This window comes from Pseudomonas frederiksbergensis (assembly GCF_000802155.2).
GTDB lineage: Bacteria > Pseudomonadota > Gammaproteobacteria > Pseudomonadales > Pseudomonadaceae > Aquipseudomonas > Aquipseudomonas frederiksbergensis_A.
The window spans coordinates 97,317-121,908 of record NZ_JQGJ02000009.1 but is presented as its reverse complement, the minus strand read 5'-3'; the positions used below and the strand labels follow the sequence as shown (position 1 = coordinate 121,908).

The window sequence follows — 24,592 nt, the reverse complement described above, 5'->3', positions numbered from 1 at the left end:
AGCGGCAAACGCCCGGCCTGGCAAAAGCCAGACCGGGCGTTGCGTTTAGAGTCCGCCAGCGAGGCAATGCATGTTCATGCAAATGCCCGATGCGGCTCTTGAAGTGCGCGAGTCAGAGGCTGCGAGCAACCTGGACCTTCTCGAAGACTTCGATCTTGTCACCGACCTTGACGTCGTTGTAGCTCTTGACGCCAATACCGCATTCCATGCCGGCACGTACTTCGGAAGCGTCATCCTTGAAGCGACGCAGGGATTCCAGCTCGCCTTCGAAAATAACGATGTCTTCACGCAGTACACGGATCGGACGGTTACGGTGAACGACACCCTCGATCACCATGCAACCGGCGATGGCACCAAATTTCGGCGAACGGAACACGTCGCGAACTTCGGCCACGCCCAGGATGTTCTCCCGCACGTCGCTGCCCAACATACCGGTCAACGCTTTCTTGACGTCTTCGATGATGTCGTAGATCACGTTGTAGTAACGCATATCCAGGCCTTCCTGCTCGACGATCTTGCGAGCGCCAGCATCGGCACGCACGTTGAAGCCGAACAGTACAGCGTTGGAAGCCAGTGCCAGGTTGGCATCGGATTCGGTGATACCACCGACGCCGCCACCGACCACACGCACTTGCACTTCGTCGTTACCCAGGCCATTCAAGGCGCCGTTCAACGCTTCCAACGAACCACGGACGTCGGATTTGAGGACGATGTTAAGCGTCTTCTTCTCTTCCTGGCCCATGTTTTCGAAGATGTTTTCCAGCTTGCCGGCGTGAGCACGGGCCAGCTTGACTTCGCGGAACTTGCCTTGACGGAACAGAGCAACTTCACGGGCTTTCTTCTCGTCAGCCACAACGCTCATCTCGTCGCCAGCGTCCGGAGTACCGTCCAGGCCGAGAATCTCGACCGGAATAGCCGGACCGGCTTCCTTGATTGGCTTGCCGTTCTCGTCGAGCATGGCGCGCACGCGGCCATAGTTCGAGCCAACCAGCACCATGTCGCCTTGACGCAGGGTACCGTCTTGAACCAGCACGGTTGCCACCGGGCCGCGGCCCTTGTCGAGGCGCGATTCAACAACCACACCACGGCCAGGCGCTGAAGGCGTAGCGGTCAATTCCAGAACCTCGGCCTGCAACAGGACGGCTTCGAGCAGTTCGTCGACGCCAGTACCCATCTTCGCGGAAACCGGAACAAATGGCGTGTCGCCACCCCATTCTTCGGAGGTCACGCCGTGAACCGACAGTTCGCTGCGGATGCGATCGAGATCAGCGCCCGGCTTGTCGATCTTGTTCACTGCAACCACCAGCGGCACGCCAGCAGCCTGGGCATGCTGAACGGCTTCGATGGTTTGCGGCATGACACCGTCGTCCGCTGCAACCACCAGGATCACGATGTCGGTCGCCTTGGCACCACGGGCACGCATCGCGGTAAACGCGGCGTGACCAGGGGTGTCGAGGAACGTCACCATGCCGCGGTCGGTTTCAACGTGGTAGGCGCCGATGTGCTGGGTAATACCGCCAGCTTCGCCAGCGGCAACCTTCGCACGACGGATATAGTCGAGCAGCGAGGTCTTACCGTGGTCAACGTGACCCATGACGGTCACGACCGGCGCACGGGCAACCGCTTCACCTTCGAACTTCAGCGACTCGGCCAGGGAATCTTCCAGGGCGGTGTCGCTGACGAGGGTCACTTTGTGGCCCAGCTCTTCGGCGACCAGCTGGGCAGTTTCCTGGTCCAGCACCTGGTTGATGGTGGCCGGGGTGCCCAGCTTGAACATGAACTTGATGATTTCAGCAGCCTTGACCGACATCTGCTGGGCCAGATCGCCCACAGTGATGGTCTCGCCGATCTTCACTTCGCGCACGACAGGGCCGGTTGGGCTCTGGAAACCGTGGGCGTTGCGTTTCTTCAGCTTGGCCTTGCCGCGACCGCCGCGACGGAAGCCATCGCTTTCTTCGTCAGTAGTACGAGGCGCAACGCGTGGTGCCGGCGCCTTTTCCTTGACCGAAGCGCGATGAGGAGCGTTCTTGCGCTCGCCATCGCCACTACCACGACGGTTGTCGTCGGCACGTGGCTTGTCCGGACGACGCTGTTCGTCGCGCTTGCGGGTATCGGCCGGAGCCGGCGCCGGCGCTACGACTGGAGCGGCTTCGCGCACAGGTTCGGCAACCGAGGCAACAGCCTCGACAGCTTCGGTCGGAGCGGGTTGCGCAGCAGCAGGCTGGCGACGCGCTTCTTCTTCAGCACGACGCTTGGCTTCTTCTTCAGCCTTCTGGCGAGCAGCATTTTCTACTGCGCGACGTTCTTCCAGTTCGCGTTTACGCTCGGCTTCGATTTCTTCCGGGCTGCGCTGTACGAAGACTTTCTTCTTGCGTACTTCAACGCTGATGCTTTTGCTACCGGCAACACGCAGGGTGCTGGTGGTTTTACGCTGCAGAGTGATCTTGCGCGGTTCTTCCACTTTCGCCTTGTGACTGCTCTTCAGGTGAGTCAGCAGGGACTGCTTCTCACTGTCGGTCACATGTTCCTCGGCGGCGGTGTGCGGCAGACCTGCCTCACGCATCTGCTGCAACAGGCGCTCTACCGGTGTTTTGACCTCATCGGCCAGTTGTTTCACCGTGACTTGCGTCATGCACTTCTCTCCTCAGGCCGCGCCTAATTACTCGAACCAGTGGGCTCGGGCGGCCATGATCAACTTGCCGGCACGATCATCGTCAATGCCGTCGATGTCGAGCAGATCGTCAATAGACTGCTCGGCCAGGTCTTCGCGGGTAATTACGCCGCGCACCGCCAGTTCCATCGCCAAATCCTTGTCCATGCCCTCAAGCGAGAGCAGGTCTTCGGCCGGATGGGCGTCTGCCAGCTTTTCCTCAGTAGCGATGGCTTTGGTCAACAAACGATCCTTGGCCCGAGCGCGAAGCTCGTTGACGATTTCCTCGTCAAAGCCGTCGATGTTGAGCATTTCCTCCACCGGTACGTAGGCAATCTCTTCCAGGCTGGTAAAGCCTTCATCCACCAGCACCTGCGCCAGCTCTTCATCGACTTCAAGCTCTTCGATGAAGTTGCGCAGGATATCGCCGGTTTCAGCTTGCTGCTTAGCCTGGATGTCCGATTCGGTCATCACGTTCAGGGTCCAGCCAGTCAATTGGCTGGCCAGACGCACGTTCTGACCACCGCGACCGATGGCCTGAGCCAGATTGTCTGCGCCAACGGCGATGTCCATGGCATGGGCATCTTCGTCGACGATAATTGCCGCCACTTCAGCAGGCGACATGGCATTGATCACGAACTGAGCCGGGTTGTCGTCCCACAGGACGATGTCCACGCGCTCACCGCCCAACTCGCCGGATACGGCCTGGACACGCGAACCACGCATGCCGATGCAGGCACCTTGCGGGTCGATACGCTTGTCCTTGGAGCGGACCGCGATCTTGGCACGCGAACCCGGATCACGGGACGCGGCCATGACTTCGATCAGGCCTTCAGCAATCTCCGGCACTTCGATGCGGAACAACTCGATCAGCATCTCCGGCGCAGTACGCGACAGGATCAGCTGCGGGCCGCGGTTCTCGGTGCGGATTTCCTTGAGCAGCGCACGCAAACGCACGCCAACCCGGAAAGTTTCGCGAGAAATGATGTCTTCGCGAGCCAGCAACGCTTCGGCGTTGTTGCCCAGGTCGACGATCACGTTGTCGCGGGTCACTTTTTTCACGGTGCCGGAGATGATTTCCCCCAGGCGCTCGCGATAAGCGTCGACGACTTGCGCGCGCTCGGCTTCGCGAACTTTCTGCACAATAACCTGCTTGGCAGTCTGTGCAGCGATGCGACCGAATTCAATGGACTCGATTTTTTCTTCGACGACATCACCGACCTTGGCGCCCGGGTGCGTTTCCGCAACCTTGCTCGGCCAGGTTTCGATAGCCGGGTCGTCCAGGTCCGCTTCCTCGACTACCGTCCAGCGACGGAACGTCTCGTAGGCACCCGTGTGGCGATTGATTTCCACACGCAAATCAACTTCGTCTTCGAACCGCTTCTTGGTAGCAGTGGCCAGGGCCAGCTCCAGCGCTTCAAAAATAACGTTAGCCGGTACGCCCTTTTCATTGGATACCGACTCAACAACCAGCAGTACTTCTTTGCTCATCGTACGCCTCGCCTTTCGCAAGCCATTGGATCCGCGGGATCCGCAGTATCTGGCACGTATCAGTCAAAACTGGGAATAATGTTGGCCTTGTCGATCATATCGATCGGCAACAGGAATTCGTGTTCGTCTACTTGAACCACGACATCCTGCTCTTCTACACCGCGTAGAAGGCCTTGGAAGTTGCGTCGACCTTCGAAAGGCGAGCGCAGCCTGATTTTCACTTGTTCACCGGCAAACGAAGCAAACTGCTCAAGAGTGAACAGAGGGCGTTCCATGCCAGGCGAGGAAACTTCAAGGGTGTATTCGGAGGCGATTGGATCTTCAACATCCAGTACACCACTGATCTGACGGCTGACAATGGCGCAATCGTCCACCAGCACACCGCCTTCCTTATCAATATAAACGCGCAACATTGAGTGGCGACCTTGAGCCGAAAACTCAATACCCCAGCATTCATAGCCTAGGGCCACGACCACCGGGGCCAACAAGGCCTGCAACTCTTCTAGCTTGCTCGACACCTGAACCCCCTCGTGCATGTAGTGCATGCTGTGCAAAATAAAAAATGGGCGAAACGCCCATCCTTGAAACGCCGTTGAACAGCGGCGTTGTAAAGTGTCCAGCTAACAAAAAGCCCCTTGGAAGGGGCCCTGAAACTGGTTGCGGGAGCCGGATTTGAACCGACGACCTTCGGGTTATGAGCCCGACGAGCTACCAGGCTGCTCCATCCCGCGACAAAGCTGGGGCGGAAGTATACGACCGATCCCTAATAGGGTCAATGTAACGCTTCCACCTACAAGAAAGCCCGCAAAAGCGGGCTCTCCTGATAATTGGTACCGAGAAGGGGACTCGAACCCCTACACCCTATGGGCACAACCACCTCAAGGTTGCGTGTCTACCAATTCCACCACCTCGGCAAATACAGCGCTTGAAACCTTCTTACTTCTGCTCTTGAGCTGGAGGTACGTCAGTCGCCGAGTTGGCCGACTTTTGCTCTTGAAGCACCGGGACATCATCAGAAGCCGGCTGTTGCTTTGGCGCTTCCAACACCGCTGGATTTGGCAAACCTACCTGAGTCAGCTCTTGAGCCTTCTCTTTAGCAAAGTAACCTAACCCTAAGCTGGTTATGAAGAAACCGGCGGCGAGTATAGCAGTAAACTTACTAAGAAAGGTAGAGGAACCTTGGCTTCCGAATACAGTATTTGAAGCACCTGCACCGAAAGACGCACCAGCATCCGCACCTTTACCCTGCTGCAGCAATACGAGAGCGACTACACCCAGCGCGCCCAGCAGATGAAAAACGACTACGACTGTTTCCAGCATTTTTTCAGTTTCCCGCGGCGCGACAGATCGCACCGAACTCATCTGCATTCAGGGACGCTCCACCAATGAGCCCCCCATCGATATCCGGCATGCCGAACAGTTCAGCCGCATTGGCCGCCTTCACGCTGCCGCCGTATAGAAGCCGCACACCTCGTGCCACTTCAGAATTCTCTGCCGCCAACTGCGCACGGATGGCGGCGTGCACATCCTGCGCCTGCTGCGGCGAAGCCGTGAGCCCTGTACCAATGGCCCAGACCGGCTCGTAAGCAATGACGGCCTTTGCAAAAGCACCGACACCCAAGTCTTCTATGATGCTGCCCAGCTGACGCCCGACAACCTCAAGCGTCTTGCCGGCTTCACGCTGCTCGAGAGTTTCCCCTACACACAGCACCGGAATCAGACCGCAAGCCTGAGCCGCAGCAAATTTGCGGATCAGCATCTTGTCCTGCTCGCCCATAATCTGGCGACGCTCGGAATGTCCGATCAGGACCAGGGAACACCCTGCATCCACCAACTGACTCGGCGCAATCTCACCGGTCAGCGCACCTTGCATGGATTCCACCGCAGAGTTCTGCGCGCCGACCAAAATCGACTTACCCTTCAAGGCATCAACCACTTGGTTGATATACAAGCAGGGCGGGAATACCGCGACATCAACACCGCTTGGCAAGGCCAGATGACGAAGGCCGTTGGTCAGCTCAGCGACGCTGGCGCGGGTACCGTGCATTTTCCAGTTACCAGCTACCATAGGGCGACGCATGCTGTACCTCGTCGGTCAAAGTGGGCGCAGATGTTACCCAACCGTTTCATGACTGGCAAGCCGAATTCAGGCAGAAACTTCAGTAACAAGCTTTGCCAGCTCTTCGGCATAACCACGGACCTGGGTTTCGTCCTCTCCTTCGACCATTACGCGCACCAAAGGCTCTGTTCCCGACTTGCGCAACAATACCCTTCCACGCCCTGCCATTGCCTGGGTGACGCGCTCACTGGCTTGCTTGACCGTCGCGTGATCAAGCGGATTCACACCCCCGCCGAAACGTACATTGATCAACACCTGCGGACACTTGCGCAACGCCTGGCGCGACTGCGCGAGGCTTTCGTTACGCGCCTTGAGCGCCATCAACACTTGCAAGGCGGCAATGATCGCATCGCCAGTGGTGGTGTGGTCGAAACAGACAATATGCCCCGAATTTTCGCCACCAATCACCCAGCTGCGCTCTAGCAACTCGGAAATCACGTAGCGGTCGCCCACATTGGCGCGCACAAAGGGAATATCCAGATCAGCCAGGGCCAGTTCAAGGCCGAGGTTGCTCATCAATGTTCCGACGACGCCGCCTTGCAGCTTGCCACGCCCGTGCAAATCGCGAGCGATGATGAACAGCAGCTCATCACCGTCGACAACCGTACCGGTGTGGTCGACCATCAGCACTCGATCGCCATCTCCGTCGAAGGCGATCCCGAGATCGGCATGCTCAGCCAATACGGCGGCCTGCAATGCCTCGGTATGGGTCGATCCACAGTTATGGTTGATGTTCAGCCCGTTCGGCTGGGCGGAAAGCACGACGACTTCTGCGCCCAACTCACGAAATACACTGGGTGCAACCTTGTAGGTTGCGCCATGGGCGCAATCGACCACGATCTTGAGCCCTGAGAAACTGGTACCGGTTGGAACGCTGCCTTTGCAGAACTCAATGTAGCGACCCGATGCATCATTGATCCGGGAGACCTTGCCGATCTTGCTTGACTCAACCACCGTCATCGGCGCATCCAGCAGCTCTTCAATCATCAGCTCGATTTCGTCAGGCAGCTTGGTACCCTTGCCGGAGAAGAACTTGATGCCGTTGTCGTCATGGGGATTATGCGACGCGCTGATCACGATGCCGGCCTGCGCCTGGAAAGTGCGGGTCAGGTAGGCGATAGCAGGCGTGGGCATTGGCCCGAGCAGCATGACATCGGCTCCCGCCGACGTCAGGCCGGCTTCAAGGGCCGACTCAAACATGTAACCGGATATCCGCGTGTCCTTACCGACGAGGACCCTGCAGGCACCCATTTTTCGGAACGCCATGCCGGCAGCCCAGCCAAGCTTGAGCATGAAATCAGGGGTAATGGGATATTCGCCGACCCGACCACGGATGCCGTCGGTGCCAAAATATTTTTTACTCATAAGTGCTCCATCATTCTTATTCGGCTGAATCCACGGCTGCGATCATCCGCACGACATCCATTGTTTCGACTACATCATGCACTCGCAATATACGCGCGCCTTTTGTAATGGCCAGGGCCGCCAGGGCGAGACCACCGTACAGACGGTCTCCCACCGGGCGACCCAAGGCATTGCCTATCATGCTCTTTCGCGAGACGCCGACCAATAGGGGCCGCCCCAGGGCATGCAAGGCTTCCATATGTTTGAACAGGCTCAGATTGTGCGCCAGCGTCTTCGCAAAACCGAATCCGGGATCAAGGATGATGCGCTCGGCAGGAATACCCGCAGCAGCACAAAGGCCCATGCGCTCCGCCAGGAATTCGCCCACTTCCCTGGTCACGTCGTGATAGCTCGGGTCGTCCTGCATGGTTCCTGGTTCGCCAAGCATATGCATCAGGCAAACCGGCAGGCCCGTGGCAGCGGCCGCATCCAGAGCGCCATCGCGGCGCAAGGCGCGAACATCATTGATCAGCCCCGCCCCCAGGCGCGCCGCCTCACGCATGACTGCCGGCGTGGACGTGTCGACCGAGATAACGACATCAAGCTCGCGATGGATGCGCTCGACAATCGGCGCCACTCGCTCCAGCTCTTCAGTCGGCGAAACCGCCCGAGCACCCGGACGGGTGGACTCGCCCCCCACATCGATCAGCGTCGCGCCAGCCGAGACCATGGCCTCCGCATGCCGCAACGCAGCGTCGAGCTGATTGAAGCGCCCACCATCGGAAAAGGAGTCTGGAGTGACGTTAAGGATACCCATGACATGCACATGGGCCAAATCAAGAACCCGGTTGCCGCAAGGCAACCGGGTCGAGGACTGGACAGAAGTCATTTCAAGCCTTAGACGTCGGCCGCCGGACCGCCGATAGGTGTTTCCGGACGCTCGCCCTGCACCGCCGGAGGCGTACCCGAGGTACCCGTGCCGCCCGTCCAATCACGAGGTTCGCGAGGCGTGCGGCCTGCCATGATGTCGTCGATCTGCTCGGCATCGATGGTTTCATACTTCATCAAGGCATCAGCCATCGCATCCAGCTTATCGCGATTATCCGTGAGGATCTGCTTGGCCGTTCCGTAGCAGAGGTCGATGATGCTGCGAACTTCAGTGTCGATAAGCTTGGCAGTCTCGCCCGAGAAGCTCGCATGCTGCCCACCACCACCGCGTCCAAGGAACACTTCGCCCTCTTCCTCTGCGTACATCAACGGTCCAAGCTTCTCGGACAAGCCCCACTTGGTCACCATGTTCCGAGCAATCTGGCTGGCACGCATGATGTCGTTCGACGCACCGGTCGTTACGCCATCGAAGCCCAACGTCATTTCCTCGGCGATACGACCGCCATACAGCGAACAGATCTGACTGATCAATGCACGCTTGGAAAGGCTGTAGCGGTCTTCTTCCGGAAGGAACATCGTAACGCCCAGCGCGCGACCGCGCGGGATGATCGATACCTTGTACACCGGATCATGCTCAGGCACTACGCGACCGACAATGGCGTGACCCGCCTCATGGTAAGCCGTGTTCTGCTTTTCTTTTTCCGACATGACCATCGATTTGCGCTCGGCGCCCATCATGATCTTGTCCTTGGCCAATTCGAACTCTTTCATTTCCACGACGCGCTTGCCGGAACGGGCCGCAAACAACGACGCCTCGTTTACAAGGTTTGCCAAGTCTGCGCCGGAGAAACCCGGCGTACCGCGGGCGATGACCGCTGGAGCGACATCATCACCCATCGGCACCTTGCGCATGTGGACCTTCAGGATCTGTTCGCGACCGCGAATGTCCGGCAGCCCCACGACGACCTGGCGGTCGAAACGACCTGGACGCAACAGCGCAGGGTCGAGCACATCAGGACGGTTGGTAGCGGCAATCACGATGATGCCGTCGTTCATTTCAAAACCGTCCATCTCGACCAGCAACTGGTTGAGAGTCTGTTCACGCTCGTCGTGACCACCACCCATGCCGGCGCCACGGTGACGACCGACAGCGTCGATCTCGTCGATGAAAATGATGCAAGGAGCGTGCTTCTTGGCTTGTTCGAACATGTCACGTACACGACTCGCGCCCACGCCGACGAACATCTCGACAAAATCGGAACCGGAAATCGTGAAGAACGGCACTTTCGCTTCGCCGGCGATCGCCTTGGCCAGCAACGTCTTACCAGTACCCGGTGGGCCGACCATCAGCACGCCACGTGGAATGCGGCCGCCCAGGCGTTGGAATTTGCCCGGATCGCGCAGGAATTCGACCAGCTCACCCACTTCCTCCTTGGCCTCATCGCAACCTGCGACGTCGGCAAGGGTGGTCTTGACCTGATCTTCGGACAACAGCCGGGCCTTGCTCTTGCCGAAACTCATCGGCCCGCCCTTGCCTCCGGCTCCGCCCTGCATCTGGCGCATGAAGAACATGAACACCGCAATGATCACGAGGATAGGGAAGCTTGCGACCAGGAGCTGCGTCCAGATGCTTTGCTGCTCGGGTTGCTTGCCTTCGATCACGACACGATTATCCACCAGGTCGCCGATCAGGCCGTTGTCCTGGATGGCCGGACGAATGGTCTTGAAATTGTCGCCATCGGTGCGCTTGCCGGTAATCACATAGCCATCAACCGCTACGCGCTCGACCTTGCCTTCCTTGACCTGCTGGAGGAAGTCGGAATAGTTGAGGGTCTGCGGCTCGTTAGGGCTGGAGAAGTTGTTCATCACGGTCACAAGGACTGCTGCGATGATCAACCACAGGATCAGATTCTTTGCCATATCGTTCAATTAACTACCCTCTGAAGCAAGCTCCGCTACTGGCGCGCGCTTCGCATGATATTCACCGGCCTAACTTACTACATTACCTGCGACTTGGCAGGCGCCGTCTGTAACCCTTTGTGAAACTTTGACTCGCGTAATTTTCGTTACGCGGCTTTTGCAAGGCGAGACAAAAAAAACTATCGCCCCTCATTAAAGACGCTCATCGCTGGCAGCGCCTTCAATCCCGCGGAACCCACGCGCCAGCAAGTACTGCTCGCGAGAACGGTCACGGGACGACAATGGCTTGCGCATCTGCACTTTGTCGAACAGCTTGCGGATGCCCTTGTGGTATTCGTCGAAGCCTTCGCCTTGGAAAACCTTGATCAGGAAATCACCACCCGGACGCAGAACCCGCCCCGCAAGATCTAGGGCCAGTTCGCTGAGGAACATCGCACGAGGCATGTCGACAGCCGCCAATCCACTCATATTGGGGGCCATATCGGAAATCACAAGGTCGACTTCGGTATTTCCGACGGCCTCGAGGATTTTCGCCAACACCGCGTCCTCCGTGAAATCGCCCTGGATGAAGGTGACGTCGGGGATGCCATCCATTTCCAGGATGTCGGAAGCGATCAGCCGCCCCTGCCCTCCAATCAGACGACTGGTCACTTGCGACCAGCCTCCCGGCGCTGCACCGAGGTCGATCACGGTCATGCCAGGGCGGATCAGGCGATCCTTCTCCTGGATTTCCAGCAATTTATAGCTGGCGCGCGAACGATAGCCGTCTTTCTGCGCCATTTTGACGTAGGGATCGTTGAAATGTTCTTTGAGCCAGTTCTGGCTTGTCTTGGAACGGGCCACGGGCCACCTCTAAAAAAATAAATCGCGTCGTGATTAACTGGGCGGTGCCGGACTTGCTCGGGTAAACTGGCCGCCGCTTTTTACAAGATCAGACGCAGGGGTCAGATTATGCCGCTCACTCAAGAGCAGAAGAAACAATACAAATCCATTGGCCACCATCTGAAACCGGTTTTGACTGTGGCTGACAACGGTTTGACTGAAGGTGTACTCGCCGAACTCGAGCGCGCCCTGGGTGACCATGAGCTGATCAAGATCAAGCTCAACATACTCGATCGCGAAGCCCGCCTGGCTGCCATCGCCGAGCTATGCAAAGCCGGAAAGGCAGACCTGGTACAGGTCATCGGCAAGATGGCGCTGATTTATCGCAAGAATTTCAGCGTCAACAAGCAACTGTCGAATGTGCACCGTTTCAAGTGATGCCAAGGGTCAAGGGTGCGCTTCGCGCACCCTGCCACTCCAGCCGGGCACCGGCTGCAACACCAGTATCAATCCGGAAAAGCCCAACACCAGGTAACTGAATACCTGCCATTGAATTGCTCCCGGCCAGCCGAGACGCACCGCCAGGAACATTGCGCACGCATACAACGCCATGAGCAGCAATTGCCCACGGATGTCGCGCCAAAGACTAGCAACACCTTCGATCTGGACCAGTACCAAAACCTGGAACATGACGCATGCGGCGGAAAATCCGACCAGCAGCGCCGTCAGCACGCTTGCGATTTCATCGATGAGCAGCGGCGCCAGGCCGATTTGCCCCAGCACCGGCAGTAGACCGACGTGCAGCAACCAGACGCCGCCCACCCACAACATCTGGGCGAGCTGCCAGATCATGGCGCCCGCGCGCAGCGGACGCCTTCGCTCAGATATGACGGACTTCGACAATCTCATACTCGATGACACCGCCAGGCGTCTTCACGGCAACCACATCACCCTCTTCCTTGGCGATCAAGGCGCGAGCGATAGGTGAACCCACTGAAATCTTGCCGAGCTTGATGTCTGCCTCGTCCTCGCCAACGATCTGGTAAGTAACGCTTTCATCCGTCTCGACGTTGGCGATTTCCACGGTGGTGCCGAAAATCACTTTGCCAGTGTGCGGGATCGTGGTGACGTCGATGATCACTGCATTCTGCATGCGGCCTTCGATGTCACGGACACGCGCCTCGACCATACCCTGCTCCTCTCGGGCAGCGTGGTATTCGGCGTTTTCCTTCAGGTCGCCCAGCTCACGCGCTTCGCCAATAGCCTGGCTCAAGCGCGGGCGCTCGACCTTGGTGAGGAAAGCGTGTTCTTCTTCCAGGGCCTTCGCGCCCTGAACTGTCATGGGGTACTTGGTTATGCTCATGCCTTCAATCCTGCATGTAGATCCTGCAAGCGACGCACGGTCTTCTCGGGACCGAACTTGAGTGCTTCGCAGATCGCTTCGCCTGCCGCAATGGTCGTGGTGCAGTAGATCTTGTGCTGCAGCGCGTTGCGACGAATGGAATAGGAATCGGCGATCGACTGGCGACCTTCGGTGGTGTTGATGATCAGCGTGACTTCGTCATTCTTGATCATGTCGACCACGTGCGGACGGCCCTCGGTCACCTTGTTCACGCGGCGAACTTTCAGGCCTGCTGCTTCGATCAGCTTGGCAGTACCGGCAGTTGCGACCACTTCGAAGCCCAAGTTGATCAGATCACGGGCCACGCCTGCAACCAGTGGCTTGTCGTCATCACGCACGCTGATGAACGCCGTGCCACCCGTCGGCAACACTTCACTGGCGCCCATCTGGGCCTTGGCGAAGGCTTCACCGAAGGTGTCGCCCACGCCCATCACTTCGCCAGTGGATTTCATTTCCGGGCCGAGGATCGGGTCGACACCTGGGAACTTGGCGAACGGGAACACCGCTTCCTTGACACTGTAGAAGTTCGGGATGATTTCCTTGGTAAAGCCGAGCTCTTGCAAGGTTTTGCCAGCCATTACGCGGGCCGCGATCATCGCCAGGGAAACACCGATGCACTTGGAAACGAACGGTACGGTCCGAGAAGCGCGCGGATTGACTTCAATGACGTAGATGTCTTCGCCCTGCAGGGCTAGCTGTACGTTCATCAGGCCGATGACACCCAGTTCCAGGGCCATTTTCTTGACCTGCTCGCGCATTTCGTCCTGGATGTGTGCAGGCAGCGAGTATGGCGGCAGCGAGCAAGCGGAGTCACCGGAGTGAACGCCGGCTTGCTCGATGTGCTGCATGATCGCGCCAATCACCACATCCTTGCCGTCGCTGACCGCATCCACGTCCATTTCGATGGCGCAGTTGAGGAAGTGGTCCAGCAGCACCGGGCTGTCGTTGGACACCTGGACCGCTTCGCGCAGGTAGCGCTTGAGTTCGTCTTCCTGGTAGACGATTTCCATCGCACGACCGCCCAGGACGTAGGACGGACGCACCACCAGCGGGTAACCGATCTTGGCGGCGGCACGAATCGCTTCGTCCTCGCTGCGCACGGTGGCGTTTGGCGGCTGACGCAGGTTCAGGCGCTCGACCATCTGCTGGAAGCGCTCGCGGTCTTCGGCACGGTCGATCGCATCCGGGCTGGTGCCGATGATCGGCACGCCAGCAGCTTCAAGGGCGCGAGCCAGTTTCAAAGGAGTCTGGCCGCCGTACTGGACGATCACGCCTTTTGGCTTCTCGACGCGGACGATTTCCAGCACGTCTTCCAGGGTCACTGGTTCGAAGTACAGGCGATCGGAGGTGTCGTAGTCGGTGGAGACGGTTTCGGGGTTGCAGTTGACCATGATGGTCTCGTAACCGTCGTCGCGCAGGGCCAGTGCCGCGTGTACGCAGCAGTAGTCGAACTCGATACCCTGGCCGATCCGGTTAGGACCGCCACCCAGGATCATGATCTTGTCGCGGGTCGAAGGCGCAGCTTCGCACTCTTCTTCGTATGTGGAGTACAGGTAAGCGGTGTCGGTGGCGAACTCGGCCGCGCAGGTGTCGACGCGCTTGTAGACCGGAAACACTTCCAGCTTGTGGCGATGGGCACGCAGGCTCTTCTCGGTCACACCCAGCAGCTTGGCCAGGCGCATGTCGGAGAAACCCTTGCGCTTGAGACGGAACATCGTGTTGCGGTCGATGCTGGACATGCCCAGGGTCTTGACCTTCTCTTCTTCCTTGATCAAATCTTCGATCTGTACCAGGAACCAAGGGTCGATCATGTTCATGCCGAAGATCTGCTCGACGGTCATGCCGGCGCGGAAGGCATCGGCCACGTACCAGATACGCTCGGCACCCGGCACGGTCAGCTCGCGCTTGAGCTCGCTCATGCTTTCCGGGTTGCTCAGGTCCAGCTTTGGATCGAGGCCGCAAACGCCCACTTCCAGGCCGCGAAGGGCTTTCTGCAGGGATTCCTGGAAGGTCCGGCCGATGGCCATGACTTCACCGACCGACTTCATTTGAGTGGTCAGGCGGGCGTCGGCCTTGGCGAACTTCTCGAAGGCGAAGCGTGGCAGCTTGGTCACGACGTAGTCGATGGACGGCTCGAAGGACGCCGGGGTCTTGCCGCCGGTGATGTCGTTCGACAGCTCATCCAGGGTATAGCCCACGGCCAGCTTGGCAGCGACCTTGGCGATCGGGAAGCCGGTGGCTTTCGACGCCAGCGCCGACGAACGGGATACCCGCGGGTTCATCTCGATGACCACCATGCGACCGGTGTTCGGGCAGATGCCGAACTGGACGTTGGAGCCGCCGGTTTCCACGCCGATCTCGCGCAGCACCGCCAGGGAGGCGTTACGCAGGATCTGGTATTCCTTGTCGGTCAGGGTCTGGGCCGGTGCGACGGTGATCGAGTCGCCGGTGTGCACGCCCATCGGGTCGAAGTTCTCGATGGAGCAGACGATGATGCAGTTGTCCTTTTTGTCGCGGACAACTTCCATCTCATATTCTTTCCAGCCGATCAGCGATTCGTCGATCAGCAGTTCCTTGGTCGGCGACAAGTCGAGACCACGGGCGCAGATTTCTTCGAACTCTTCACGGTTGTAGGCGATGCCACCACCGGTGCCGCCCATGGTGAAGGACGGACGGATGATGCACGGGAAGCCAAGGCGCTCCAGGACGGCGTTGGCCTCTTCCATGCTGTGGGCGATGCCCGAGCGTGGGCAGTCCAGGCCGATGGATTTCATCGCCTTGTCGAAGCGCGAGCGGTCTTCGGCCTTGTCGATGGTGTCGGCGTTGGCACCGATCATTTCCACACCGAATTTTTCCAGGACGCCTTCGCGCTCCAGGTCCAGGGCGCAGTTCAGCGCGGTCTGGCCGCCCATGGTCGGCAGCAGTGCGTCCGGGCGCTCCTTCTCAATGATTTTGGCGACAGTCTGCCACTTGATCGGCTCGATGTAGGTGGCATCGGCCATGGCCGGGTCGGTCATGATGGTGGCCGGGTTGGAGTTCACCAGGATGACGCGATAGCCCTCTTCGCGCAGGGCTTTACAGGCCTGGGCGCCGGAGTAGTCGAATTCGCAGGCCTGGCCGATCACGATCGGGCCGGCGCCGAGAATCAGGATGCTTTTTATGTCTGTACGTTTTGGCATGGGTTTGTCACTCAAATCCGCAGGTCAGTCGGCTAGGCCGTCGAACAATCTTTGAAGCGCCCGAGGGGGCCACCGCATTCGGGGCCGCCCTCGGGCTTCGCGCGGTCAGCGTCGCTTGGCCATCTCGTTGATGAAGCGATCGAACAGCGGCGCCACATCGTTCGGGCCCGGGCTCGCTTCAGGGTGGCCCTGGAAGCTGAACGCGCTCTTGTCGGTACGCTCGATACCTTGCAGCGTGCCGTCGAACAGCGATTTGTGGATCGCACGGACGTTGGCCGGCAGGGTCGCCTCATCCACGGCGAAACCATGGTTCTGGCTGGTGATCATCACCACGCCGGTGTCCAGGTCCTGGACCGGGTGGTTGGCACCGTGGTGGCCGTGGCCCATTTTCAGGGTCTTGGCGCCCGAAGCCAGGGCCAGCAACTGGTGGCCGAGGCAGATACCGAAGACCGGGATCTCGGTTTCCAGCACATCCTTGATCGCCTGGATTGCGTAGTCGCAAGGCTCCGGATCACCAGGACCGTTGGACAGGAATACGCCGTCGGGCTTGAGTGCCAGGACGTCGGCGGCCGGGGTTTGCGCAGGTACCACGGTGACGCGGCAACCACGCTCGACCAGCATGCGCAGGATGTTCAGTTTGACGCCGTAGTCGTAGGCAACCACGTGGTACGGCAGTTCGGAAGCCTCGATCGTCGCGTGACGGTCGGTCTTCAGGTCCCAGACCGTGGAGCGCCATTCGTACTGCTTCTGGGTGCTGACGACTTTTGCCAGGTCCATGCCCTTGAGGCCAGGGAACCCCTGGGCAGCGGCGATGGCGGCTTCTTCGGAAATATTGTCACCGGCCATGATGCAGCCGTTCTGCGCGCCTTTTTCCCGAAGGATGCGGGTCAGGCGGCGGGTGTCGATACCGGCGATCGCCACAACGTTGTTGGCTTTCAGGTAGTCGGAGAGGGACATCGTGTTACGCCAGTTGCTCGCTACCAGCGGCAAGTCACGGATGACGAGGCCAGCGGACCAGACACGATCAGACTCGGCGTCTTCCGGCGTGGTACCGGTGTTGCCAATGTGCGGGTAGGTCAAGGTAACGATTTGTTGGGCGTAGGAAGGATCGGTAAGAATTTCCTGATAGCCGGTCATTGCGGTGTTAAACACCACCTCACCAACGGTCTGACCGTCGGCTCCAATGGCTTCGCCGCGAAAAATGCTGCCATCAGCAAGGGCGAGTATGGCTGGCTTAGTCAAGAAGACCTCCCGTAAATAAAGCCTGAAAGGGCGATCGCAGGTTGTAAAAAAGCGGAGTGACGTATGGACACGTCACCCCGCTTGTTCACTGAATTATTCTGCGCGCTTTTAGTGGACACACTAAAGCTGTAGCTTACAGAAAAAGGCTTTTTTGGTCCACCGCTAATGAGCCTTAAAGGCAGGGGAATGCGACAGGCCGTCGCGAAGCGGTGTAAAACGGGGCCCAGTATAACCTGAACCCCGTCTTCAGGGACATCAACGCAGGTCGAGAACGTCTTGCATGTCGTACAAACCAGGCTCGCGGCCATCCAGCCACAGCGCGGCACGTACGGCACCCTTGGCGAAAGTCATCCGGCTCGACGCCTTGTGGGTGATCTCCAGGCGCTCGCCTTCAGTGGCGAACAGCACGGTGTGGTCGCCGACGACATCGCCACCGCGCACCGTGGCGAAACCGATGGTGTCGCGCTCACGGGCACCGGTATGCCCTTCACGCCCATACACGGCCACTTCCTGCAGATCACGCCCCAGCGCATCGGCAATCACTTCACCCATGCGCAACGCCGTTCCCGAAGGCGCGTCGATCTTGTGCCGATGATGCGCCTCGATGATCTCGATATCCGCGTCGTCACCCAGCACCCGAGCGGTCAAGTCCAGCAACTTCAGCGACAGGTTCACGCCGACACTGAAATTCGCCGCGAATACGATCGGGATGTCTTTGCCCGCGTCGGCCAGCAACTGCTTTTGCGCAGCGTCCAGCCCCGTGGTGCCGATGACCATGGCCTTGCCATGCTTGCGGCAAATCGCGAGGTTTTTCAGCATCACGTCCGGCAAGGTGAAGTCGATCAGGACATCAAACTCGTCAAGCACCTTTTCCAAGCCGCCGGACATCGGCACGCCGATACGCCCCAGCGAGGCCAGCTCGCCAGCATCGGCACCGACCAACGTACTGTCGGGCCGCACGATGGCAGCCGTCAGGCCCGAAAGCGGCGAGCGCTGCTGCACCGCCTCGACCAGCGCCTTGCCCATGCGCCCCGCAGCGCCCATCACAGCTATACGTCGCATGCGGACTCCTTACAGGTCGCCGAAGAAGCGCTTCACGCCTTCGAACCAACCAGTAGTCTTCGGGGAATGACTGTTGTCATCAGCCAGGGAGTTGCGGAACTCTTCCAACAGTTCACGCTGACGCCGCCCCAGGTTGACCGGGGTTTCCACCGCCACGCGGCACATCAGGTCGCCGGCGCCACCACCACGCACCGGCGCCACGCCCTTGCCGCGAATCCGGAACTGCTTGCCGGTCTGCGTACCCTCGGGAATTTTCAGTTTGACGCGGCCGTCGAGGGTCGGAATTTCCAGCTCGCCGCCCAAGGCTGCATCGACGAAGCTGATCGGCACTTCGCAGAACAGGTGCTTGCCGTCGCGCTGGAAAATCGCGTGCTCGCGCACGTTGATCACCACATACAGGTCGCCGGTCGGGCCACCCTGGGCACCCGCTTCACCTTCGCCGGACAAGCGAATGCGGTCGCCGGTGTCGACACCAGCCGGCACCTTGACCGACAGCGTCTTGTACTCTTCGACACGTCCTTCACCGTGGCAGGAGTCGCACGGATCGGAAATGATCTTGCCCTGGCCGTGACAGCGCGGGCAGGTCTGCTGGACCGAGAAGAAGCCCTGCTGCATGCGGACCTGGCCAATCCCGCCGCAAGTCGGGCAGGTCACGGGCGAGGAGCCCTTCTTGGCACCCGAGCCATCGCACGGTTTGCAATTGACCAACGTCGGCACGCGGATATTGACGGTAGTACCGCGCACCGCTTCTTCCAGGTTCAACTCCAGCGTATAGCGCAGGTCACTGCCACGCTGGGCACCCCCACGGGCACCGCCGCGGCCGCCACCAAAGAAATCGCTGAACACATCACCGAAAATATCGGAGAAGTTCTGTCCGCCGAAACCGGCACCGCCGCCACCCATGCTTGGGTCGACGCCGGCATGGCCGTACTGGTCGTAAGCCGCGCGCTTGCTGGAATCGGACAGGACTTCATAGGCCTCGTTGGCCTCCTTGAACATCTCTTCCGAAGCCTTGTCGCCGGGGTTACGGTCCGGGTGGTGCTTCATCGCCAGGCGACGATAGGCCTTTTTCAGCTCTGCCTCGCTGGCCCCCCGCTCAACACCCAATACTTCGTAAAAATCACGTTTTGCCATTAGTCTTTGCACTCTTATAGGACGTTCGGCCAACCTCTCCTGAGCCTCGCCAAACTCGTTGGGCCCCAATACAGGCCCGGACCCAACTCACGTCGATTCAACGATCCTGGTCTCGGCGCATATCGCCCGGAAAGCAGGAGCATTCCCGAACACACCGTCAGCACCCGAGCTTTGTCGCATGCTGTAAAAATTCGCTGCCTCCAGACACGCCAACGCGGGAGCAAGCTCCCGCGCGGCGACATCCTACCAGCCACCGCACAAACGCAGTCAACCGGCCGACCAACAAGCGATTACTTGTTGTCTTTCACTTCTTCGAACTCAGCGTCGACAACGTCGTCGGCTTTTTCAGCCGATTCGCCTTGCTGCGCAGCACCTTCGGCGGGCTGGGCCTGCTCGGCATACATCTTCTGAGCCACTGGCGCGGAGACTTTCGACAGCTCTTCGATCTTCGCTTCGATGGCCGCCTTGTCGTCGCCTTTGACGGCAGCTTCCAGGGCAACCACGGCCGCTTCGATAGCGGTTTTCTCTTCCGCAGTCACTTTCTCGCCAGCATCGGCAACCATCTTGCGAGTCGAGTGCACCAGCGCATCACCCTGGTTACGGGCGCTTGCCAGCTCCTCGAACTTGCGGTCTTCCTCGGCGTTGACTTCAGCATCGCGAACCATCTGCTGGATCTCTTCCTCGGACAGACCGGAGTTGGCCTTGATCACGATCGACTGGGTCTTGCCGGTGGCCTTGTCTTTCGCGCCGACGTGCAGGATGCCGTTGGCGTCAATGTCGAAGGTCACTTCGATTTGTGGCACGCCACGTGGCGCTGGTGGAATCTCGGCCAGGTCGAACTTGCCCAAGGACTTGTTCTGGGCAGCTTGCTTGCGCTCGCCTTGCAGCACGTGGATGGTCACGGCGCTCTGGTTGTCGTCAGCGGTCGAGAACACCTGGGATTTCTTGGTAGGAATCGTGGTGTTTTTCTCGATCAGCGCGGTCATCACGCCACCCATGGTTTCGATACCCAGGGTCAGCGGGCTGACGTCGAGCAGCAGAACGTCTTTAACGTCACCGGCCAGAACGGCGCCCTGGATGGCAGCACCCATGGCAACGGCTTCGTCAGGGTTCACATCCTTACGAGCTTCCTTGCCGAAGAAATCGGTTACCAGCTTCTGCACCAGCGGCATACGGGTCTGACCGCCGACCAGAATCACGTCGTTGATGGAGCCAACGTCGATGCCGGCGTCTTTCATCGCGATGCGGCAAGGTTCGATGGTGCGCTGAACCAGGTCTTCCACCAGCGCTTCAAGCTTGGCGCGGGAAATTTTCACGTTCAGGTGCTTAGGACCGGTGGCGTCTGCGGTAATGTACGGCAGGTTCACGTCGGTCGACTGGCTCGAAGACAGCTCGATCTTGGCTTTTTCAGCGGCTTCTTTCAGGCGCTGCATGGCCAGCGGGTCACCCTTGAGGTTCATGCCGCTTTCTTTCTTGAACTCATCGACGAGGTAGTCGATCAGGCGGATGTCGAAGTCTTCACCACCCAGGAACGTGTCGCCGTTGGTTGCCAGCACTTCGAACTGATGCTCGCCGTCGACTTCGGCGATTTCGATCACGGAAACGTCGAAGGTACCGCCACCCAGGTCATAAACGATCACGGTGTGATCGCCCTTGGCCTTGTCCATGCCGTAGGCCAGAGCAGCCGCGGTAGGTTCGTTGATGATGCGTTTTACGTCCAGGCCTGCGATGCGGCCGGCGTCTTTGGTTGCCTGGCGCTGGCTGTCGTTGAAGTAGGCCGGAACGGTGATGACCGCCTCAGTCACCGGCTCGCCGAGGTAATCTTCGGCGGTCTTCTTCATCTTCTTGAGGATTTCCGCAGAGATCTGTGGCGGCGCCATTTTTTGGCCGTTCACTTCAACCCATGCGTCGCCATTGTCAGCCTTGGCGACTTTGTAAGGCACCATCTTGATGTCTTTTTGAACGACTTCTTCGTCGAACTTGCGACCGATCAGACGCTTCACCGCGTAAAGGGTGTTATGCGGGTTGGTCACAGCCTGACGCTTGGCCGACTGGCCAACCAGAATTTCGCCATCGTTGGCGTAAGCGATGATCGACGGCGTGGTGCGCGCGCCTTCAGCGTTTTCAATAACCTTGGCCTTGCCGTTTTCCAGCACGGAGACGCACGAGTTGGTGGTCCCCAGGTCGATACCGATAATCTTGCCCATGTTAACTCTCCCGGAACTTGGATTTTGTTGCCGCAGCAGTGGTGGCTAACTGCGGTAGCACTTAAACGCTTGACTTCTTAATGGGGGCCGTTGCGCCCGATTTCAAGCCTGCTCATCAATTGAAGGCGAAACCGGCGCTGGCGCCTTGCTGACCACAACCATGGCCGGGCGCAGCAAGCGACCGTTGAGCAAGTAGCCCTTCTGGAAAACCTTCAACACACTGTTTGGCTCGACGTCGGCACTTTCCTGCATTGCCATCGCCTGGTGGTGTTCGGCATTGAACGGCTCGCCGTGCGGATCAATTGCTTCAAGCTGATAACGCTTGAGGGTGTCCTGGAACATTTTCAGCGTCAGCTCGATGCCTTCACGCATCGGGCGGATGTTTTCATCATCAGGATTGGACAACTCCAGCCCGCGCTCCAGGCTATCGATGATCGGCAGCAGGTCACCGGCAAAACGCTCCAAGGCGAATTTGTGGGCCTTTTCCACATCTTGCTCGGCGCGACGGCGGACGTTCTGCAGGTCGGCGGCTACACGCAGCGCCTGATCCTGCGCACCGGCCAGTTGCTCCTCGAGCACTTGTACACGTGCCGCCAGGTCTTCGCCCGAATCCTGGGGAGCCTGATTGGCGTCTAGATTTTGCGTATCCTGCGTCTGTTCGTCAGCCATAGTTTTCTCCTTTCAATTTCGTCCGCGAGCTCGACTCGCGCTTCTGCCCCGGTATATGGGGCCGGGTTTTCCAGCTTCAAGGGCGACCTGACGAATTAACCCTACAAAAGACAGCAGCATGATCATTCCCAGCAGCGCTAAGAATTCTATCGGACCAAGCAAAACGAGCTAAGCGCAGGCATTGTCAGCCTCAAACAAAACACTGTATAAATAACCAGACCTAACGCCTGGGAGCGGCCTTATGCTGGTGCACCTGTCCGTACATAACTACGCCATCGTCGAACACCTCGACCTCGAACTCGATCGAGGCATGAGCGTGATCACCGGGGAAACCGGCGCGGGCAAGTCGATCATGCTCGACGCTCTGGGCCTGACGCTGGGCGACCGCGCCGATAGCGGCGTGGTACGTCCCGGAGCGGACAAGGCCGACATCCTGGCGACGTTCGACCTGGTCGACATCCAGGAGGCCAGCACATGGCTGGCCGAGCGCGACCTGGACACCGACGGCCTGTGCATCCTGCGTCGGGTCATCACCGCCGAGGGCCGCTCCCGTGGCTATATCAACGGCACCCCTTGCCCCCTAGGCGACCTCAAGGCCCTCGGCGAGCTGCTGATCGATATCCACAGCCAGCATGAACACCAATCCCTGCTCAAGACCGATACCCATCGTCGCCTGCTCGACGAGTACGCTGGAGCTACCGACCTCGCCCGCCAGGTTCAATTGGCGGCCCAACGCTGGCGGCAGACCCGGCAGGAGCTGGATCGACTTTCCAACTCAGGCGATGAACAACGGGCCCGCCACCAATTGTTGAGTTATCAGCTCGAAGAGCTGGAGAACCTGGCCCTGGGTGAAAACGAACTGCAGGAACTGGAGCAGGAACATAAGAACCTGACCAATGCCGAGGCACTCCTGGGCGTATGCCGACAAGTGGTCGAGCAATGTAGCGAAAGCGATTCCGGAAACGTGCTCAGCGCACTGACCGCGAGCCTTAACCGACTTTCCAGCGTCAGCCATTCCGTAGGAGCCCTGGGCGAAGCGAGTAACCTGCTGACCAGCGCGCAGATCCAGGTCGAAGAAGCCGTCGGGGAGCTGAACCGCTTCCTCGACCATTTCGATGCCGACCCGGCACGCCTGCAATATCTGGAAGAGCGTCTGGACACTATCTATACACTGGCCCGTAAGCATCGCGTCCAGCCAACCGAAGTCGTCGAACTTCAGCAACGCCTGCTGGAAGAACTTGAAACCCTGAACGCCAATGACGAGTCCATCGAGCGGCTCGGGGATGAACTGGCATCCTATGCACGCCATTACCAGGAAAAGGCCAAGGAACTCAGCGAACTGCGCAGACAAGCCGCAACCGGCCTGGCGAGCGCGGTGGAACAGGAGATCCAGCGCCTGGGCATGCCAGGCGGCCGATTCACCATCGAACTGCACCCCAACGGTGGTGACGAGCTTCTGCCTAACGGGCTGGAGCAAGTGGAACTGCTGGTCAGCGCCAACCCCGGGCAACCGCTCAAGGCATTGGCAAAAGTGGCGTCCGGCGGCGAGCTGTCGCGCATCAGCCTGGCCATCCAGGTCATCACGGCGCAGACATCGCGAGTGCCGACGCTGGTATTCGACGAAGTGGACGTTGGCATTGGCGGCCCTACAGCAGAAATTGTCGGCCAGCTGCTGCGCCGACTGGGTGAGCGCGGACAGGTCCTGACGGTCACTCACCTGCCCCAAGTCGCCGCCCAGGGCCACCAACATTTATTCGTACACAAGGTTCGCGGTGAAGACGCTACCCGCACTGCCGTGTCCAAGCTCAACAAAAATGAGCGTGTGGAAGAGGTCGCTCGGATGTTGGGAGGAATAGACCTGACCAAGGAATCCTTGGCTCACGCAAAAAAAATGGTGGTGGCTGCAAAAATCTGAAAGATGCCGTAACGAAAGAAGGCGACCCGAGGGTCGCCTTCTTTCGTTTTGATGGCCTAGGCCCACGCTACAAGCTTATTTACGCTTACGTACGTGCAGGACGAGATGGTGATCGATCAGCTCGAAACCATGCTCCTCGGCAATCGCCTTTTGTAGCTTTTCGATTTCAGGACTGATGAATTCGATAACTTCACGGGTCTCTACATCCACCATATGGTCATGGTGCTCCCCGTCAGCCAATTCGAAGACCGCATGACCGCCATCAAAGTTATGGCGAGCAACCAACCCGGCAGCTTCGAATTGAGTCAAGACACGGTAGACCGTGGCCAGACCGACATCCTCGCCAGCTTCCATGAGCGCCTTGTAGACGTCTTCGGCACTCATGTGGCGTTGCTCAGCAGAATCGAGCATTTGCAGAATCTTGACCCGTGGCAGGGTCACTTTGAGGCCGGCTTTGCGTAGTTCGCTATTTTCAACCATGGTCAGCTTTCTCGCGATGCTGCTTCGCAGCTTCTCTTAATGCGGGTATGATCGGTGTTTACGTTGTC

20 protein-coding genes and 2 tRNA genes are annotated in these 24,592 nt (G+C 59.0%); 2 read left to right on the top strand and 20 right to left on the bottom strand.

The features are described from left to right. Positions 1-112: 112 nt before the first annotated feature. The 11 genes from infB to rlmE form a co-directional block, all read right to left on the bottom strand. Positions 113-2,632 carry a translation initiation factor IF-2 gene (infB, locus tag JZ00_RS17865; protein ID WP_039592314.1) on the bottom strand — a complete coding sequence of 840 codons (2,520 nt, stop codon included), beginning with the start codon at positions 2,630-2,632 and terminating at the stop codon, positions 113-115. Positions 2,633-2,659: 27 nt separating this feature from the next. Further along, entirely contained in the window at positions 2,660-4,141 is a 1,482-nt protein-coding gene (gene nusA, locus JZ00_RS17860; protein ID WP_003177868.1) for a transcription termination factor NusA, read from the bottom strand. A 59-nt stretch (positions 4,142-4,200) separates the two neighbouring features. Further along, positions 4,201-4,659 (bottom strand): ribosome maturation factor RimP, encoded by a 459-nt coding sequence (rimP, locus tag JZ00_RS17855; protein WP_033864484.1) that lies wholly within the window; start codon positions 4,657-4,659, stop codon positions 4,201-4,203. 136 nt (positions 4,660-4,795) lie between these two features. After that, positions 4,796-4,872 (bottom strand) — tRNA-Met (locus JZ00_RS17850). Between the two features lie 97 nt (positions 4,873-4,969). Continuing rightward, a tRNA-Leu gene (locus JZ00_RS17845) sits at positions 4,970-5,055 on the bottom strand. 22 nt (positions 5,056-5,077) lie between these two features. Then, positions 5,078-5,461, bottom strand: a complete 384-nt coding sequence (secG, locus tag JZ00_RS17840) for a preprotein translocase subunit SecG (protein WP_030139789.1) — start codon at positions 5,459-5,461, stop codon at positions 5,078-5,080. Positions 5,462-5,465: 4 nt separating this feature from the next. Further along, positions 5,466-6,221: a triose-phosphate isomerase gene (gene tpiA, locus JZ00_RS17835; RefSeq protein ID WP_039592315.1), complete on the bottom strand. Its 756-nt coding sequence runs from the start codon at positions 6,219-6,221 to the stop codon at positions 5,466-5,468. A 66-nt stretch (positions 6,222-6,287) separates the two neighbouring features. Further along, a complete protein-coding gene (gene glmM, locus JZ00_RS17830; RefSeq protein ID WP_039592316.1) occupies positions 6,288-7,625 on the bottom strand; it encodes a phosphoglucosamine mutase in 1,338 nt (445 codons plus the stop codon). A gap of 16 nt (positions 7,626-7,641) precedes the next feature. Continuing rightward, on the bottom strand, positions 7,642-8,493 hold the full coding sequence (folP, locus tag JZ00_RS17825; RefSeq protein ID WP_039592317.1) for a dihydropteroate synthase: 852 nt from the start codon (positions 8,491-8,493) through the stop codon (positions 7,642-7,644). Between the two features lie 8 nt (positions 8,494-8,501). Continuing rightward, positions 8,502-10,412: an ATP-dependent zinc metalloprotease FtsH gene (gene ftsH / locus JZ00_RS17820; RefSeq protein ID WP_039592318.1), complete on the bottom strand. Its 1,911-nt coding sequence runs from the start codon at positions 10,410-10,412 to the stop codon at positions 8,502-8,504. 192 nt (positions 10,413-10,604) lie between these two features. Further along, the gene (gene rlmE / locus JZ00_RS17815; protein ID WP_039592319.1) at positions 10,605-11,255 is read right to left on the bottom strand and encodes a 23S rRNA (uridine(2552)-2'-O)-methyltransferase RlmE; all 651 of its coding nucleotides are present in this window, start codon (positions 11,253-11,255) and stop codon (positions 10,605-10,607) included. A 108-nt stretch (positions 11,256-11,363) separates the two neighbouring features. Between rlmE and JZ00_RS17810 the strand changes: the two genes are divergently transcribed. After that, complete coding sequence (locus JZ00_RS17810; protein ID WP_039592320.1) at positions 11,364-11,672, top strand: YhbY family RNA-binding protein; 309 nt, start codon at positions 11,364-11,366, stop codon at positions 11,670-11,672. Between the two features lie 9 nt (positions 11,673-11,681). Here the strand turns inward: JZ00_RS17810 and JZ00_RS17805 are convergent, their stop codons facing one another. From JZ00_RS17805 to grpE, 8 genes are all read right to left on the bottom strand, one after another. Further along, a complete protein-coding gene (locus JZ00_RS17805; RefSeq protein ID WP_039592321.1) occupies positions 11,682-12,086 on the bottom strand; it encodes a hypothetical protein in 405 nt (134 codons plus the stop codon). A 28-nt stretch (positions 12,087-12,114) separates the two neighbouring features. Further along, complete coding sequence (greA, locus tag JZ00_RS17800; RefSeq protein WP_030139783.1) at positions 12,115-12,591, bottom strand: transcription elongation factor GreA; 477 nt, start codon at positions 12,589-12,591, stop codon at positions 12,115-12,117. Positions 12,592-12,593: 2 nt separating this feature from the next. Beyond that, on the bottom strand, positions 12,594-15,815 hold the full coding sequence (gene carB, locus JZ00_RS17795; RefSeq protein WP_039592322.1) for a carbamoyl-phosphate synthase large subunit: 3,222 nt from the start codon (positions 15,813-15,815) through the stop codon (positions 12,594-12,596). 105 nt (positions 15,816-15,920) lie between these two features. Then, positions 15,921-17,057 (bottom strand): glutamine-hydrolyzing carbamoyl-phosphate synthase small subunit, encoded by a 1,137-nt coding sequence (carA, locus tag JZ00_RS17790; protein ID WP_039592323.1) that lies wholly within the window; start codon positions 17,055-17,057, stop codon positions 15,921-15,923. Positions 17,058-17,312: 255 nt separating this feature from the next. Beyond that, on the bottom strand, positions 17,313-18,119 hold the full coding sequence (gene dapB, locus JZ00_RS17785) for a 4-hydroxy-tetrahydrodipicolinate reductase (protein WP_039592324.1): 807 nt from the start codon (positions 18,117-18,119) through the stop codon (positions 17,313-17,315). A gap of 9 nt (positions 18,120-18,128) precedes the next feature. Beyond that, positions 18,129-19,253 carry a molecular chaperone DnaJ gene (gene dnaJ, locus JZ00_RS17780; protein ID WP_039592325.1) on the bottom strand — a complete coding sequence of 375 codons (1,125 nt, stop codon included), beginning with the start codon at positions 19,251-19,253 and terminating at the stop codon, positions 18,129-18,131. 290 nt (positions 19,254-19,543) lie between these two features. Then, complete coding sequence (gene dnaK, locus JZ00_RS17775; protein WP_039592326.1) at positions 19,544-21,460, bottom strand: molecular chaperone DnaK; 1,917 nt, start codon at positions 21,458-21,460, stop codon at positions 19,544-19,546. A gap of 102 nt (positions 21,461-21,562) precedes the next feature. Then, positions 21,563-22,129 carry a nucleotide exchange factor GrpE gene (gene grpE / locus JZ00_RS17770; protein ID WP_039592327.1) on the bottom strand — a complete coding sequence of 189 codons (567 nt, stop codon included), beginning with the start codon at positions 22,127-22,129 and terminating at the stop codon, positions 21,563-21,565. A 241-nt stretch (positions 22,130-22,370) separates the two neighbouring features. Between grpE and recN the strand changes: the two genes are divergently transcribed. After that, positions 22,371-24,044, top strand: a complete 1,674-nt coding sequence (gene recN / locus JZ00_RS17765; protein WP_039592328.1) for a DNA repair protein RecN — start codon at positions 22,371-22,373, stop codon at positions 24,042-24,044. Between the two features lie 75 nt (positions 24,045-24,119). Here the strand turns inward: recN and fur are convergent, their stop codons facing one another. Further along, the gene (fur, locus tag JZ00_RS17760; protein ID WP_039592329.1) at positions 24,120-24,524 is read right to left on the bottom strand and encodes a ferric iron uptake transcriptional regulator; all 405 of its coding nucleotides are present in this window, start codon (positions 24,522-24,524) and stop codon (positions 24,120-24,122) included. Positions 24,525-24,592 lie beyond the last annotated feature (68 nt).